Annotated in this window: 16 protein-coding genes; 8 read left to right on the top strand and 8 right to left on the bottom strand. The window is 73.5% G+C overall.

The features are described from left to right. The first annotated feature begins 43 nt into the window (after positions 1 to 43). A complete protein-coding gene (locus tag ABTZ54_RS27780) occupies positions 44 to 1,378 on the top strand; it encodes an MFS transporter (RefSeq protein ID WP_351668197.1) in 1,335 nt (444 codons plus the stop codon). Here the strand turns inward: ABTZ54_RS27780 and ABTZ54_RS27775 are convergent. Together ABTZ54_RS27775 and ABTZ54_RS27770 are read right to left on the bottom strand one after the other, a co-directional pair. Continuing rightward, a complete protein-coding gene (locus tag ABTZ54_RS27775; protein WP_351668195.1) occupies positions 1,366 to 2,955 on the bottom strand; it encodes a multicopper oxidase family protein in 1,590 nt (529 codons plus the stop codon). The two genes, ABTZ54_RS27780 and ABTZ54_RS27775, sit on opposite strands and share 13 nt — an antisense overlap. 82 nt (positions 2,956 to 3,037) lie before the next feature. Next, complete coding sequence (locus ABTZ54_RS27770; protein ID WP_351668193.1) at positions 3,038 to 3,454, bottom strand: hypothetical protein; 417 nt, start codon at positions 3,452 to 3,454, stop codon at positions 3,038 to 3,040. Positions 3,455 to 3,556: 102 nt separating this feature from the next. Between ABTZ54_RS27770 and ABTZ54_RS27765 the strand changes: the two genes are divergently transcribed. Both ABTZ54_RS27765 and ABTZ54_RS27760 read left to right on the top strand, forming a co-directional pair. Then, a complete protein-coding gene (locus ABTZ54_RS27765; protein WP_351668191.1) occupies positions 3,557 to 4,798 on the top strand; it encodes a L,D-transpeptidase in 1,242 nt (413 codons plus the stop codon). Positions 4,799 to 4,950: 152 nt separating this feature from the next. Continuing rightward, positions 4,951 to 5,988 (top strand): C40 family peptidase, encoded by a 1,038-nt coding sequence (locus ABTZ54_RS27760; RefSeq protein ID WP_351668189.1) that lies wholly within the window; start codon positions 4,951 to 4,953, stop codon positions 5,986 to 5,988. A 16-nt stretch (positions 5,989 to 6,004) separates the two neighbouring features. Here the strand turns inward: ABTZ54_RS27760 and ABTZ54_RS27755 are convergent, their stop codons facing one another. The 5 genes from ABTZ54_RS27755 to ABTZ54_RS27735 all read right to left on the bottom strand — a co-directional run bounded on the left by ABTZ54_RS27755 (position 6,005) and on the right by ABTZ54_RS27735 (position 10,535). Further along, positions 6,005 to 6,919: a M56 family metallopeptidase gene (locus tag ABTZ54_RS27755; protein ID WP_351668187.1), complete on the bottom strand. Its 915-nt coding sequence runs from the start codon at positions 6,917 to 6,919 to the stop codon at positions 6,005 to 6,007. Continuing rightward, complete coding sequence (locus tag ABTZ54_RS27750) at positions 6,916 to 7,284, bottom strand: BlaI/MecI/CopY family transcriptional regulator (protein WP_351668185.1); 369 nt, start codon at positions 7,282 to 7,284, stop codon at positions 6,916 to 6,918. The genes ABTZ54_RS27755 and ABTZ54_RS27750 overlap by 4 nt, the downstream gene beginning before the upstream one ends. 81 nt (positions 7,285 to 7,365) lie before the next feature. Further along, positions 7,366 to 8,325 (bottom strand): glycoside hydrolase family 26 protein, encoded by a 960-nt coding sequence (locus ABTZ54_RS27745; RefSeq protein ID WP_351668378.1) that lies wholly within the window; start codon positions 8,323 to 8,325, stop codon positions 7,366 to 7,368. A gap of 105 nt (positions 8,326 to 8,430) precedes the next feature. After that, entirely contained in the window at positions 8,431 to 9,435 is a 1,005-nt protein-coding gene (locus tag ABTZ54_RS27740) for an alpha/beta hydrolase (protein ID WP_351668183.1), read from the bottom strand. Further along, complete coding sequence (locus tag ABTZ54_RS27735; protein ID WP_351668181.1) at positions 9,432 to 10,535, bottom strand: hypothetical protein; 1,104 nt, start codon at positions 10,533 to 10,535, stop codon at positions 9,432 to 9,434. Before ABTZ54_RS27735 ends, ABTZ54_RS27740 begins: the two co-directional genes overlap by 4 nt. A 238-nt stretch (positions 10,536 to 10,773) precedes the next feature. Here ABTZ54_RS27735 and ABTZ54_RS27730 point away from each other — a divergent pair, with 238 nt between their 5' ends. The 3 genes from ABTZ54_RS27730 (at position 10,774) to ABTZ54_RS27720 (ending at position 12,097) form a co-directional block, all read left to right on the top strand. Continuing rightward, positions 10,774 to 11,118, top strand: a complete 345-nt coding sequence (locus ABTZ54_RS27730) for an ArsR/SmtB family transcription factor (RefSeq protein WP_351668179.1) — start codon at positions 10,774 to 10,776, stop codon at positions 11,116 to 11,118. A 65-nt stretch (positions 11,119 to 11,183) separates the two neighbouring features. After that, the gene (locus ABTZ54_RS27725; protein ID WP_351668177.1) at positions 11,184 to 11,555 is read left to right on the top strand and encodes a PadR family transcriptional regulator; all 372 of its coding nucleotides are present in this window, start codon (positions 11,184 to 11,186) and stop codon (positions 11,553 to 11,555) included. After that, positions 11,552 to 12,097, top strand: coding sequence for an HAAS signaling domain-containing protein (locus ABTZ54_RS27720; RefSeq protein WP_351668175.1), 546 nt, complete (start codon positions 11,552 to 11,554; stop codon positions 12,095 to 12,097). The genes ABTZ54_RS27725 and ABTZ54_RS27720 overlap by 4 nt, the downstream gene beginning before the upstream one ends. A gap of 68 nt (positions 12,098 to 12,165) precedes the next feature. Here ABTZ54_RS27720 and ABTZ54_RS27715 read toward each other — a convergent pair whose 3' ends face one another. Beyond that, positions 12,166 to 12,534 carry a VOC family protein gene (locus ABTZ54_RS27715; protein WP_351668173.1) on the bottom strand — a complete coding sequence of 123 codons (369 nt, stop codon included), beginning with the start codon at positions 12,532 to 12,534 and terminating at the stop codon, positions 12,166 to 12,168. 361 nt (positions 12,535 to 12,895) lie between these two features. Between ABTZ54_RS27715 and ABTZ54_RS27710 the strand changes: the two genes are divergently transcribed. Continuing rightward, entirely contained in the window at positions 12,896 to 14,086 is a 1,191-nt protein-coding gene (locus tag ABTZ54_RS27710) for a cytochrome P450 (protein WP_351668171.1), read from the top strand. A gap of 14 nt (positions 14,087 to 14,100) precedes the next feature. Then, the coding region (locus tag ABTZ54_RS35730) for a ferredoxin (protein ID WP_502997324.1) at positions 14,101 to 14,349 on the top strand (249 nt) is incomplete at its 3' end.

The following is a 14,349-nucleotide window of genomic DNA, read 5'->3' as shown; positions in this document are numbered from 1 at the left end:
GGTATTGTGGCCAGCCGAAACACTCACAGGACGGTGCATCGAGATGACCCAACGGACAGAGCCGACCGAGCCCGCGCCCACGCGTGACCCGATACCCCCACCGGTATCCGGCACGGTGCGGCTTGGGCTGCGGGAGAACCGGGCGCAGTTCGTCCTGCTCGTCGTCGTCACCATGACGGTCGGCGCGCTCGTGGGCCTGGAGCGGACCACGGTCCCGCTGATCGGCACCGAGGTGTTCGGGCTCACCAGCAACCTGGCGGTGTTCTCGTTCATCGTGGCCTTCGGCCTGACCAAGGCCCTCACCAACCTCGCCGCGGGCGCCCTCACGGCCCGCTTCCGGCGCAGGCAGCTGCTGCTCGCGGGCTGGCTGGCTGGCGTGCCGGTGCCCTTCGTCCTGGCGTGGGCGCCGTCCTGGTGGTGGATCGTCGCAGCGAACGTGCTCCTCGGCGTCAACCAGGGGCTGACGTGGTCGATGACGGTGAACATGAAGATCGACCTCGTGGGCCCGGCCCGCCGGGGCCTGGCCACCGGTCTGAACGAGGCCGCCGGCTATGTCTCCGTCGGCGCGTCGGCCCTGCTCACCGGCTATCTGGCCACGCAGTACGGGCTCCGCCCGGCCCCCGAGCTCATCGGCGTCGTCTTCGTCGCGGCGGGGCTCGGACTCTCCCTCCTGGCCAAGGACACGGCCGCCCATCTGGCCCTCGAACTCGCCCGGCACCCCTCGCCGTCAGGAGCGGGGACGGCCGGGACGGCAGGGACGGCGGGGACGGCGGCACCGGTGAACGTCACCTTCGCGGGCGCCTTCGCCCGCACCTCCTGGCGGGACCGCTCCCTGCGCGGCGCCAGCCAGGCGGGCCTGGTGAACAACCTCAACGACGGCCTGACCTGGGGCGTCTTCCCGCTGCTCTTCGCCCACCACGGGCTCGGCATCGCCGCGATCGGCCTCATCAAGGGGCTCTACCCGCTCCTGTGGGGCTTCGGCCAGATCCCCGCCGGCCACCTGGCCGACCGGATCGGCCGCAAACCCCTGATCGTCTCCGGCATGCTGGTCCAGGCCGGCGGCCTCCTCACCGCGCTCGCCCTCCTCGACCGCCCCCTGCTCGCCGGACTCCTCTCCGCCGTGGGCCTGGGCATCGGCACCGCGCTGGTCTACCCCGCGCTCATCGCCGCCGTCTCCGACCGGGCCCACCCCTCCTGGCGGGCGAACGCGCTCGGCACGTACCGCTTCTGGCGCGACATCGGCTACGCGGCGGGCGCCCTCCTCGCGGGCGTGCTCGCCGACGCGATCGGCCTGGACGCGACGGTCCTGGCGGCCGCCGTCCTGACGGCGGCCTCCGGTCTGCTCGCGGCCCGCTGGATGACCGATCAGGAGCGGTAGGCGACCAGCGCCATCATCCCGGCCTCGCCGTGGTACGCGTTGTGGCAGTGGAGCATCCACTGGCCGGGGTTGTCGGCGTCGAAGTCCACGGCCAGCTTCTTTCCGGGCAGGACGATGGCGGTGTCCTTGCGCGGGCCCGCCTCGCCGAGCTGGTAGGTGTGCCCGTGCAGGTGCATGGGGTGCCACATGTCGGTGTCGTTGACGAACTCCAGCCGCACGCGGCGGCCCTCCTCGATCAGCAGGGGGTTCGCCGTCGGATCGTTCATGTCGAAGCGCTTGCCGTTCAGGGACCAGTCGTACGCCGCCATGCCACCCCCCATGGCGATCCGGTGCACGATGTCGGGCTTCGCCGTCCTCAGGCGTACGGAGTCGGCGGCGCGCAGGCTCTCGGCCGTCAGGAGCCTGCCGTCCAGCTCCTTCGGACGCACCCCCGAAGCCGGGGCGGCGCCGGCGCCGGTGCGGACCAGGGCCATGCCGGTGGCGCTCTTTCCCTCGGCGAGGGCGACGAGTGGGAAGACGCCGTCGCCGAGGGTGACCAGGACGTCGTACCGCTCCCCCATGCCGACGAGGAGCGCGTCGACCTCCTCGTGGCGCACGGGGAATCCGTCGGTGTGCGTGATCGTCATCCGGTGGCCGCCGAGGGCCACGCGGTACGCGGTGTCGCCGCCGGCGTTGACGATGCGCAGGCGCACCTTCTGGCCCGGCTTGCCGCGGTGGACGTCGGGGTCGGCGGGGACGCGGCCGTTGATGAGGTGGTGCGGGTAGGACACGTCACCGGCGTCGCCGCCGAGCAGGTCGCTGCGGGCGCCCATCAGCATGAACGACATCGGCGCGGCCGTGGACGGCATGTCACCCATGTCGTGGCCCGGCATGGCACTCCCGCTCGCCCCCGTACCGCCGCTCATGTCCATCCCGCCCATCCCGCCCATGCCCTTGGAGACCTCCGCGAAGGCCTGGTCCGGGGTGCCGGTGACACCGTCGAGCCAGTCGTCCAGGACGACGACCCACTCCGTGTCGTACGCCAGCGGCTCCTTCGGGTCCTCCACGATCAGCGGCGCGTACAGGCCCCGGTCGAGCTGGACCCCGACGTGCGGGTGGAAGAAGTACGTGCCCGGGTCGGGGGCTAGGAAGCGGTAGGTGAAGGTGGAGCCCGCGCGGACGGCGGCCTGGGTGGCGGGCGGCACGCCGTCCATGTCGCTGCGCAGGGCGATGCCGTGCCAGTGGATCGAGGTGGTGGTGCGGTCCGGCAGCTGGTTGGAGAGCTCGGCCACGAGGGTGTCGCCCGCGGAGATCCTGAGCTCCTTGCCGGGGGCGCGGCCGTCGAAGGCCCAGGTCCTCGCGGTGATCCCGGCGCCGAGGTCGACCTTGGCGGCGGCCGCCGTGAGGGTGTACCTGCGCTCCGCGCCGGTGCCGGCCCGGGCCTTCTCGGCCGCCGCGACCTCGGGTCCGGAGGGGCTGACGAGCGACGGGGCGCCGCTCTGGCCCGACCCGGAGCAGGCGGTGAGCACGCCGGCGCCCGCGGCGCCGAGCCCGGCGACCAGGAGGGAACGCCGGTCGAGGGGGGTCTTGCGGATCATGCGTGGGTCCTCGTCTCAGGAGGGGTGGACATGCGGAGGTACGTCGCGTGCGCGGCACCGGCGGGCGCCGCGGCGTGACGGCCTATATCCGCAGCTGAGACAGGATCGACAGATCGGGTGGCGGGCGGCAGGGCGCCGGGCCGGGCCCCGGCCGCCCGGCCGGCACGGCGAGATGACGGGCGGTCCCCCCTGCTGCCGTGACGGCCCTGGCGGTGACCGAGGGCGGGTCGACAACCGGGGCCGCGCAGTGCCCCATGCCGGGAGCGGGGCAGGCGCCCATGCCCGCCATCGCCTCCTGGGACGCGTACCCGTCTGAGACAACGACCGACTGCGGGTGCCCGGCCATCGCCATGCCGTGAGTCATGGCCCGGACAGGAGCAACGGCCGGGGCCGTCGCCGCCTCGTGGTGGACGAAGACGGCGAAGGCGGCGAGCAGCAAGGCGAGGACGCCGAACGCCCGGCGTGCGCCACGAAGTCCGCGCGCTCCGATCAGGACCACCCTCCCCACCCCCCTCAGTCGATCGTCTCATCAGCCGGGAACCATGTCGGCCCCCTCCTTCGTCAGCTAATTAACTTAGCCGACGAAGGCCGGAGGTCCACCATGCACCACAGCCGACGCGCGCACCGGCGACTCGCCGCGGCCGCGTTCGCCACCACCGCGCTGCTGACGGCGGGGGCCTGCGCCGCACCGGCGGCCGGCCCCGCCGGGCAGCCGAAGGCCCCGTCGGACTCCGCGTCCCCGGGCACGACGTCACTCCCGGACTCCGCGGCGGAACCCGTCGCCCTCTCCCCGCTCGCGGGCCGGGCGGGCGGCGCCGACGAGAGCGTCATACCCGGCGAGCCGCTGACCGTCACGGCCCCGGCGGGACGGCTGGAGTCCGTCTCCGTCACCGGTGCCGACGGCAAGCGGCTGGACGGGCGGACGTCGCCCGACGGCACGGCCTGGGTGTCCTCGCACGGTACGGGGTACGGCGCCAGGTACACCGTCAGCGCCCGCGTGAACGGCGCCGACGGCAGCGCGCGTACGGTGACACGCTCGTTCACCACGCTGCGCAAGAGCGAGATCTTCGTCGGCACGTACAACGTGAACCAGGGCTCGACCGTCGGCGTCGCCCTTCCCGTGTCGGTGGTGTTCAACAAGCCGATCCACGACCGGGCCGCGATCGAGCGCAAGTTGAGCGTCACGGCCTCCCCCGCCGTCGAGGGCTCGTGGAGCTGGATGAAGGACCGCGACGGCAAGGACCGCGTGGACTACCGGCCGAAGGAGTACTGGAAGCCGGGGACCAAGGTCACGTTCCGCATGGATCTGGTCGGTGTGCGCGACGGCGCGCTCGTCGGCACGCAGAAGCGCGAGATCGGCTTCACCGTCGGGAAGGCGGTGACCAGCACGGTCGACGTCGTCCGCAAGACCATGACGGTCTCCGAGAACGGGCGGCCGCTGCGCACGCTCAAGGTCTCGACGGGCAAGAAGACCTTCGAGACGTGGAACGGCACCATGGTCGTCCTCAGCAAGGTCCCGACCATCCGGATGAACTCGGCGACCGTCGGCATCTTCGGCCAGGAGGCGTACGACCTGGGCGCGGTCAAGTGGGACGTGCAGCTGACCCCGTCCGGGACCTACGCGCACGCCGCGCCCTGGAACGAGGGCAAGTTCGGGCGGGTGAACGCGAGTCACGGCTGCATCGGCATGAGCGACGCCGACGCCAAGTGGTTCTACGACCGGGTGGACTTCGGCGATCCCGTCACCGTCGTCAACTCCGTCGACACGGTGGCCGTGAACAACGGCTACGGCGCCTGGAACGTGGACTGGGCGACTTGGCGCAAGGGCAGCGCGCTCGACTGACGGCCGCCGTCCGCGCCGCCTCCCCGATGCGGACGCTTGCCACTTGTCAGCTAAGTTGCTTAGCATTCGAACGCTCCTCCGGCCGCCTGCCGGGCCCGTGCCCCGGTCCCGGCCGGGGGAGCCCTCCCCGAGGAACAAGGAGCTGGCCCATCGTGGCGTCCCACCGTCGTCCCAAGCCCTCACGCCCCCGCTACGCGGGCGTGCTCACGACGACCGCGGCGGCTGCCGTGGCCCTCTCCGCGCAGACGGCGTGGGCCGACCCCGCGCCCGACCCCAGAAAGAAGGGGGTCCAGGCGGAGATCGACCGGCTCTACGAGGCGGCCACGCAGGCGACGGAGAAGTTCAACGGCGCCAAGGAGAAGGCCGACGCGCTCCAGAAGCAGGTGGACTCCCTCCAGGACGCCACCGCCCGCAAGCAGGGCGAGCTCAACAGGCTGCGCGACAAGGTCGGTTCGCTCGCCGCCGCGCAGTACCGGGGCGGCGGCCTCGACCCGTCGATGCAGCTGATGCTCACCGCCGACCCCGACACCTTCCTGGAGCGCGCGAGCATCCAGCAGCGGATCGGCGAGCGGGACGTCAACGCCCTCCAGCTCTTCGAGGCGCAGCGCCGGGAGCTCCAGCAGCAGCGCACCGAGGCCGCGCGGAAGCTGGCCGAGCTGGAGGAGACCCGCGGTGAGCAGCGCCGTAAGAAGGCGGAGGTGCAGGGCAAGCTGGCGAAGGCGCAGAAGCTGATGAACAGCCTCAGTGCCAAGGAGCGGGCCGCGATCACCCAGAAGGAGGACCGCGCCAACCGGGCGAGCGCCCGGGTGGACCTGGGCAACGAGAAGAGCGCCTCCTCGCGCGCCGCCGCCGCGTTCGAGGCCGCCAAGAGCCGGGTCGGGCTGCCGTACGTGTGGGGGGCGAGCGGTCCGGGTTCGTTCGACTGCTCGGGTCTGACGTCGTGGGCCTTCCGGCAGGCGAACGTGAACATTCCCCGTACGTCGCAGGCGCAGGCGAACGTGGGGACGCGGATCAACTCGCTGGGCGACCTGCGGCCCGGTGACCTCATCATCATGCGGACCGACCTGAGCCATGTGGGCTTCTACGCGGGCAACGGGCAGATCCTGCACGCCCCCAAGCCCGGGGCCCAGGTGCGCTACGAGTCGATCGCGCGCAGCGGCATGCCGTTCATGTGGGGCGTCCGGATCTGACCGCGCGCCCCGCTGGTCAGAAGGGGCCGCAGCCGAGGAGCAGCGGGAAGAGCGGGGCGCCCGCCGCCGCGAGGGCGACGCCGAGCCGGGTCGCGCCGTGCGGCCTCGGCTGCGGGGTGAGGACCCGGCGCAGCCGGATCAGTGCGCCCCGGCCGCCCATCCCGAGGGCCGGGCGGGGCACGCGCCCGGCCGCCACCTCGCACAGGGCCGTCGCGAGGGCGTCCCGCGAGTGCTGCCGCAGGGCGCGGTCGTCGGCGGCCATCTCCAGGAGGAGCAGCGCCTGTTCCTGCCCGTGCCGGGCGAGCGGCAGCCTCGGGAAGGCGCGGGCGAAGGCGCGCAGCAGCATCTGGATCAGGTGGTGGCGGCCGTCGATGTGCGCGCGCTCGTGCGCGAGGGCGGCGCGCAGTTGCTCGTCGTCCAGGGCGTCGAGGGCGCCGCGTGTGACGACGACCCGGGCCGGCCGGGCCGGGAGGCAGTACACGGCGGCGACGGGGTGTTCGACGATCGTCGCCCCGTACACCGTCGAGGACCGGCCGATCATCCGGAGCGCGTCGAGCTGACGGCGCCGCTCGGCCCGTGCCGTCCAGGCGGTGCGGAGCAGCCAGAGCACGGGGAGGAGGACGACTCCGGCCGGGGCGAGGAGCGCGGCGGTGTCGCCGAGGCCGCCCGGGGCCGCCGCGCCGACGGGGGTGCCGGGGGCGAGTCCGCAGGCGCTGAGCAGCCCGATCAGACCGTCGTGGACGTGCTGTTCCGTCATCACGAGGTGGTAGACGGCGAGCGCGGCCGTGACGACGAAGGTCACCATGAGCAGCAGCCAGACGGCGACGGCCAGGACGGGTGCGCGGTGCGGCCAGCGGGCGCGGGCCAGGGCGTGGGGGGCGGCGGCGCCGACGAGCAGGGCGTAGCCCGCGAGCACGGCGGCCGTGATCACGACTCGCCCCGGCGCTTGGCGGCGCGCAGGGCGGCGCGCAGGGCCTCCACCTCGCTCGGTGAGATCTGCTCGACGAAGCTGGCCATCACGCCGGCCGTGTCGGGGCTGCCCTCCAGGGCGTCCTGCATCCGGGCGGCGGTGTACTGCTGCCGGGTGCAGGTGGGCTGGTAGAGCCAGGCCCGGCCGTCCTTCTCGCGGGTCAGCATGCCCTTGCCGTAGAGGATGTCGGCGACGGTCTTGACGGTGCTGTACGCGAGGGGCCGCTGCCTGTTCAGGTCGTTGAGCACCTCGCGCGCGGTGGCGGGGCGGCCCCAGGACCACAGGCGGTCCATGATCTCCGCCTCCAGCTCGCCCAACTGACGCACGCCCGCTCCCTTCGCCACCGGCGGCCGCACCGTCGGCCCGCGGTGCCCCCCATCGTAGCGGCGGCACCGCCCCCCGCCGGTCTAGGAGCGGCGCCGGTACTCGCGGGCGCTCCTGGGGTGCCGGGAGCAGGTCCACACGCCGTGCGGGCAGTAGTCCGCCAGGGACTCGTAGAGCGGTCGCTGCGCACGGAACCAGTCGAGCATCCCCTTGACGTACGCGGGGTCGTCGCCGTTGCGGAACAGGCCCCACTCCGGGTACGAGACGCGCTTGCGGTGCTGCTTGGCGAAGGTGACCTGGTGCCGCAGTCCGTACGGTTCGTCGACCTGGCGGCGGAAGGAGGTGCCGCGCGGCTGGTCGTAGGCGTCCATGCCGATGACGTCCACGTAGCCGTCGCCGGGGTAGCAGCGGGTCCAGGCGATGGCGTCGCGCCCGCGGCTGGGGGCGAAGTCGAAGCGGAAGCGCTGGCCGGGGACGGTGCGCATGACCGTGACGATGCGGCGCCAGTAGGTCCGCCAGTGGGCGGGGGCGGGGTGGCAGCGGTGGGTGTAGGTGATCCCGTTCATCTCCCAGCCGAGCACCAGCACGCTGTCGCCGAGCCGCTGCCGTACGAGGCGCTGGGCGAGGACCTTGAAGTGGGCGTCGTAGCGCCCGCTCGCGCCGGCCTTGAGCAGCGCGGCGACCCGCCGGTCGGGCAGCCCGGCCTCGCTGCGGTCCAGCATCGGCACGTTCAGGACCAGGACCCGGCCGGGGCGCGCGGCGCGCCAGGCCGCCCACGGGCGCAGGAACTCCTCGGGGCCCTCGATGCTGACCCAGTCGTCCCCCGGGAGATATGTGCGCCCCGCCTGGAGCGTCCCGTGCCCCCGCCATGTCTCGAACCGCCGCAGCCGGGCGACGCCCTCGGCGCCCGAGCCGAGGAACACCCCGTGCATCGTGGCGGCGGGGGGCGGCGGCTTGGCGTCGCCGCCCCTGTCCGGCGCGGGCAGCACGACCGACCCGAGGAGCAGTGCGCCCACCATCGCCGGGACCATGCCGCCGCGCATCCGCCGCACCAACGGCACTCCCTCAGGGCATCCGTCCGTCTCGGTCTGACCGATGATCAGCGTATGCGCGGGGCGGCCCGTGCGCATGTGCGGAGCCGGTCCCGGCTACGCGCCGGACTCCCCCGCGGCGGTCCGGAGCACGCGCCGGAGCCAGCGGGTGCGGGCCTCGCGGGCGTCCTGGCTGAGGGCCGCCCAGGAGGCGACCGTGTCGAAGCCGTGGAAGGCGCCCGGCCATACGTGCAGTTCGGCCGCTCCGCCGGACCGCCAGATCGCGTCGGCGTAGGCCACGCACTCGTCCCTGAACGTCTCGGCGGAGCCGACCTCGACGTACGCCGGCGGCAGCCCGGACAGGTCGGTCGCCCGTGCGGGCGCGGCGTAGGGCGGGAGGTCCCGGGTGCCGTGGCGGTCGCCGAGCAGGGCCTGCCACGCCGTCGCGTTGGAGGTACGGTCCCAGGTGTCGACGCCGGCCATCTGGTGGCTGGAGAAGGTGTCGCCGCGGTCGTCGAGCATGGGGCTCAGGAGGAGTTGCCCGATCGGGGCGGGTCCGCCGCGGTCGCGGGTGAGCAGGGCGAGCGCCGCGGTGAGTCCGCCGCCGGCGCTCTTGCCGCCGAGGACGATCCGCTCCGGGTCGATGCCCAGCCCGGCGGCGTTCCCGGCGGCCCAGACGAGGCCCGCGTAGCAGTCCTCCAGGGGTCCCGGGTAGCGGGTGCGGGGTGCGAGCCGGTACTCGACCGAGATGACGGCGAGCTCCAGCGTGGTCGCCCATGTGCGGAGCAGGTGGGGGACGACGGACCAGGCGTTGCCCATGATCATGCCGCCGCCGTGCAGGTAGTACAGGAGGGGCAGCGGGCCGGCGGCCCCGGCCGGGCGCGCGCTCACCAGCGTGACCTCCGGGCCGCCGGGCGCACCCGGCACGGACAGCTCCTCGACGTCGAAGCGCCCGTCGGCCCGGAGCTCCAGGACGGTGGGCCGGGGCCGCGTCGCCGCGTCCCGCTCCTGCCGGGCCACGAGGTTCTCCGGGGTGTACGGCTCCCGCACCGCCTCCCCCAGGGCGGCCAGCGCCCCGCGCAGTTCGGGGTCGAAGGGGGGCGGGACCGCCGAGCCCGTCACCGCCCGGCCGCCCTCAGGGTCAGGGCCGCCGCCGTGCCCGCCACGACGCCCCAGGTCAGGGCGGCTGGTACGCCGTTGCCGAGGCTGCCGGAGGCGTACAGCAGTCCGTACGCCATGGTCTGGGTGTCCAGGGCGATCCGCAGCACCTGGCTCACCAGCAGCCCGAGTACGGTCGCGCTCACGGCTCCGGCCGCCATCGCCGGGACGGTGACGCGGGTGAGCAGTCCGGGCAGCAGCCGCAGGGCCCACCACACGAGGACGAGCACCAGCAGGTCGACGGACCGGTGGAGGAGCCAGTCCCCGAGCGGCGTGCCGGCGGGGCTCGACCAGGCGCCGAGCAGCAGCCACTGGCGCAGCAGGTCGCCGGGTTCGTCGAGCGGTCCGCCGGGGGACGGCACCGTCTGGAGGGCGGCGGCGACCTTCTCGTACGAGAGGAGCAGCAGCGACAGCGCGATCACCGCGGTGCCCGCGGTGGCGGCGAGGCGGGCGGGGCGGGCCGGGACGGGGGTGCGCGGGAGGGGGCCGGCGCCCTTGGCGGTGACGCGCGCGACGAGCGTGGTCACGACGGCCGCGACGAGGCCGGTGACCAGGAGCAGTTGCCGGCCTGCGGAGATGCCGCTCGCGAGCTGCGGCAGGAAGCGGTAGCTGCCGTGGCCCATCGAGGCGATCAGCCATGGTGTGGAGACGGCCACCGCGAGGGTTCCGGCCACGATGGCCCAGGCCCAGAGCGCGAGCAGCGTGGCGGGCATCCGGTCGTGCACCGGCGGGAGTCGGCGGACCAGGAGCAGGGCGCCCGGCACGAAGAGGGCGGGGACCGCGAAGAAGCGGATCTGGAGGGCGGTGGTGTAGAGCGAGAGGTAGCGGGCGCCGTCGGCGACGGCCGCGTCGCCGGACGTCTCGGCGCCGAGGAGGAGCACGGCCGGCGGGTCGTACGCCCAGGGGGCGAGCCACCGTTCGAGTTCGGCGGCCGTCCGACCGCCGAGGACGCTGCCGCTGCCCGGCAGCCGGAGCGCGTCGGTGCTCGCGCCCGCCCACCACAGCAGTGCCGTGAGCAGGATTCCCCCGAGCAGTGCCGGTATCGCCGCGCGCCGGTATGTCATGCGCTGTCCCCCGTCGTCGTGGCGCTCTCGCGAGGCGCCCGGTCAGTGGAGGGTACGGGGCGCCGGGCGCGCGCGGGCCACGGCTGTGCCGACCCGGCCCGTGCCGCGCACTTTCCGAATTGCTAATCTGGGAAATTCGCGATGTCGTCATATCGACGTCAGGGCGCGAGGATGGAGCCATGGCGATGAGAGCGCGACGGACACGGTGCACGGCGCAGGCGCGGCGGGGGTGGCGCGGGTGAGTGCGCCGCTGTACCAGCTGAAGGCCGAGTTCTTCAAGACGCTGGGGCACCCGGTCCGCATCCGCGTGCTGGAGCTGCTCAGCGAGCGGGAGCACGCGGTCGCCGAGATGCTGCCCGAGGTCGGCGTCGAGCCCGCGCACCTCTCGCAGCAGCTCGCGGTCCTGCGCCGCGCCAATCTGGTGGTCGCCCGGCGCGACGGGGCCACCGTGCACTACTCGCTGGTGGATCCGGAAGTCGCGGACCTCCTCGCGGTCGCCCGGTCGATCCTCTCCGGGGTGCTGGCCGGTCAGGCCGAACTCCTCGCCGATCTGCGGGCCGCGGGCACGACTCCCCGCGACTGACACCTCCGGACGCGACGGCCCTCCCTCCTTGCGGAGGGACCTGCGGCCGCACTATCTTGCATTGCATGGTTCCTGGTAACGCAAAGAACGCGGCGGGAGGCCGGGTCCCCAGCCAGCTCCGCAAGGGAGTGCTGGAGTACTGCGTCCTCGCACTGCTCAGGGACGGACCGAGGTACGGCGTCGAGCTGCTCGCCGAGCTCTCGGCGGTCAGTGTCATGACCACGAGCCAGGGCACGATCTACCCGCTCCTGTCGAGGCTGCGCCGCGAAGGGCTCGTCGACACCGAGCTGCGCGAGTCCCCCAGCGGGCCGCCGCGCCGCTACTACACGCTGACCACCGTCGGCCGCTCGGCCCTCACCGAGTTCACCCAGGCATGGCCGTCCTTCCGGGACGCCGTCGACCACTTTCTCAACGACCCACAGGGGGAGACCACATGAACGCCATCGACCACCCGCTGGTGACCGCCTATCTCGACACCGTCGCCCGCGAATCCGCCGCACTGCCCGCCGAGCGCCGGGCCGAGCTGCTCGCCGACCTCCGCGAGCACATCGAGGTCAGCGGCGCCGAGGCGGACGACCAGGTCCGCGAGGTCCTGGCCGGCCTGGGCGACCCCCGGACCGTGGCCGCCGCCGCCCTCGCCGAGGAGCCCGCGGGCGGGGCGGCGGTCCGCCCCGCGCGCACCCGGCTCACGGTGGTGCTGCTCGGAGTGGCCGGAATCCTGGCGCTGTTCAACGCGTTCGTGGGGACGGCGGCCATGCTCGTCGGCCTGGCGCTGCTCTGGGGCTCGCCCCGGTGGGACAACCGCCAGAAGGCGATCGGGACGGCCACCTGCGCCCTCGTCCCGTTCGTCGTGGTCCTCGCCATCTTCGCACTGGCCGGTTCCCGACTCGGCCCGACGGAGCTGCTGGTGGTCGCCACCCTCTCGCTGGTCGTGCCGGTCGTCGGCGCCACGAGGCTGCACCGGGCGGCGCGGCGCTGAACCGGCGGGGTCTGCGGGGGCGGCGGCCACGCCGAAGGCACATCGAGGACGCGCCGCTCCGGCACCATTCAGGCCAGGACGACGCAGAAGGGATGCCCCGCCGGATCGGTGAGCACCCGCCATCGCTCCTCGTTCGGCTGCCGCTCCGGCTTTCCCGCACCCAGCGCCAGCAGCCGCGCCTCGGCCTCCTCCAGATCGGCGACGTCGAAGCAGATGTGGAGTTGCTGCGGGACGACCTGGTCGGGCCAGGTCGGGGCGCGGTAGGCGTCGACCCGCTGGAAACCGAGCATCGGCCCGCCCTCCGGGAGCAGACTCGCGAACTCGGCGTCCGACCTCGGATGGACCCCGAGTCCGGTGACCTCGTGGTAGAAGGCCGCCAGGGCCAGCGGGTCGGGGCAGTCGAGGGTGATCGCGCTCAGCTTCATGAGCGGGGACATGGCGCCTCCGGGGCGGTCGGTGGTTGCTCTACCGCCCACCCTAGGCAGGAGGGCGGAAGCCCGGCCCCCAGGGGTAGTTGACCGGTTCGGCGATGCGTCGGATTCCGGAAGGCCCGGGGGCGATTTGCCGCCATCGCACCACGAAAGGGAGTTTCGGCGGTACTGTGTTCTCAGGCCCGGCCCCGTACCTCCCCCGTGTACGAGGCCGGGCTCTTCTCATGCCCCGGCCCGCGACCGCCGAATGGACTCCCCTCTTCCGGTGGATTGGCCGAACTGTGCGTAGACCAGATAGGTGCCTGAGGCATGTAGTGGAGACGGCAACCCACGTCAGAGCCACCGATTCGCCTTTGCGAGGCCCCCCATGACGGAAGCCGTTGCGTTCCCCCAGGACCGGACCTGCCCCTACCACCCGCCCACCGCCTACGACCCGCTGCGCGAGGAACTCCCGCTGTCGCGGGTGACGCTCTGGGACGGGCGCTCGGTGTGGGCCGTCACCGGGCATGCGACCGCCCGGGCGCTGCTCTCCGACCCGCGCCTTTCCACCGACTCCACCCGGCCGGATTTCCCCCTGCCGACCGAGCGGGCCGCGTCCCTGCGCAGGTCGCGGCGGGCCGCGCTGCTCGGCTGGGACGACCCCGAGCACAACGTCCAGCGCCGGATGCTGATCCCCGGCTTCACGCTCAAGCGGGCCGAGCGGCTGCGCCCGCGCATCCAGGCGACCGTGGACGGCCTCCTGGACGCGATGGAGGCGGCGGGCCCGCCGGCCGAGCTGGTGAGCGCGTTCGCGCTGCCGGTGCCCTCGATCGTGATCTGCGACCTGCTGGGAGTGCCGTACGAGGACCACGACTTCTTCGAGGCGCAGTCCCGGCGGCTGCTGCGCGGCCCGACCGGCGAGGACACCGAGGACGCGCTCGCCCAGTTGGAGGGCTACCTCGGCGATCTGATCGAGCGGAAGCGGGACGAGCCCGGCGAGGGGGTGCTCGACGATCTGGTGGCCCGGCAGCTCCAGGACGGCGGTCCCGACCGCCAGGAGCTGGTGCAGCTCGCCACGATCCTGCTGGTGGCGGGGCACGAGACGACCGCGAACATGATCTCCCTCGGTACGTACACGCTGCTGCGCCACCCGGAGCGGCTGGCCGAGCTCCGGGCCGACCCCGGGCTCGTACCGGCGGCCGTGGAGGAGCTGCTGCGGTTCCTGTCGATCGCGGACGGGCTGCTGCGGGTCGCGCGCGAGGACGTCGAGATCGGCGGCACGGTGATCCGCGCGGGTGAGGGGGTGGTGTTCTCCACCTCCGTCATCAACCGGGACGCCACCGCCTACGCCGACGCCGACACCCTCGACTGGGCCCGCCCCGCACGCCACCACCTGGCGTTCGGCTTCGGCATCCACCAGTGCCTGGGGCAGAACCTGGCCCGCGCGGAGATGGAGATCGCGCTCGGGTCGCTGCTGCGACGGCTGCCGGGGCTCCGGCTGGCCGCGCCCGCCGAGGAGATCCCCTTCAAGCCGGGGGACACGATCCAGGGGATGCTCGAACTCCCCGTCACCTGGTGAGAGGACCCGCACGGATGCGCATCTCGATCGACGGGAACATCTGCATCGGCGCCGGACAGTGCGCCCTGACCTCCCCGGGCTTCTTCACCCAGGACGACGACGGCTTCGGCACCGTCGTCCCCGGCCAGGAGGAGGGCACCGAAGGGCCTTTGGTCCGCGAGGCCGCCTCCTCCGGCGCCGCCGGACACCTCGCCGCCGCCAACACCCGCGCCAACGCCCGGCGGCTCGCCTCCGCGCTCACCCCGATCGTCCTCGCGATGGCC

Source organism: Streptomyces sp. NPDC094032, assembly GCF_040303965.1.
Taxonomy (GTDB): Bacteria; Actinomycetota; Actinomycetes; order Streptomycetales; family Streptomycetaceae; genus Streptomyces.
Note: the sequence above shows the minus strand (reverse complement) of the source record. Positions and strands in the feature narration are given on the sequence as shown.

Coding starts and splice junctions, on each gene's coding strand:
- ABTZ54_RS27745 (WP_351668378.1), bottom strand. CDS start 8,325: ATGCGCGGCGGCATGGTCCCGGCGATGGTGGGCGCACTGCTCCTCGGG.
- ABTZ54_RS27715 (WP_351668173.1), bottom strand. CDS start 12,534: ATGTCCCCGCTCATGAAGCTGAGCGCGATCACCCTCGACTGCCCCGAC.
- ABTZ54_RS27720 (WP_351668175.1), top strand. CDS start 11,552: ATGAACGCCATCGACCACCCGCTGGTGACCGCCTATCTCGACACCGTC.
- ABTZ54_RS27765 (WP_351668191.1), top strand. CDS start 3,557: ATGCACCACAGCCGACGCGCGCACCGGCGACTCGCCGCGGCCGCGTTC.
- ABTZ54_RS27725 (WP_351668177.1), top strand. CDS start 11,184: ATGGTTCCTGGTAACGCAAAGAACGCGGCGGGAGGCCGGGTCCCCAGC.
- ABTZ54_RS27780 (WP_351668197.1), top strand. CDS start 44: ATGACCCAACGGACAGAGCCGACCGAGCCCGCGCCCACGCGTGACCCG.
- ABTZ54_RS27710 (WP_351668171.1), top strand. CDS start 12,896: ATGACGGAAGCCGTTGCGTTCCCCCAGGACCGGACCTGCCCCTACCAC.
- ABTZ54_RS27775 (WP_351668195.1), bottom strand. CDS start 2,955: ATGATCCGCAAGACCCCCCTCGACCGGCGTTCCCTCCTGGTCGCCGGG.
- ABTZ54_RS27735 (WP_351668181.1), bottom strand. CDS start 10,535: ATGACATACCGGCGCGCGGCGATACCGGCACTGCTCGGGGGAATCCTG.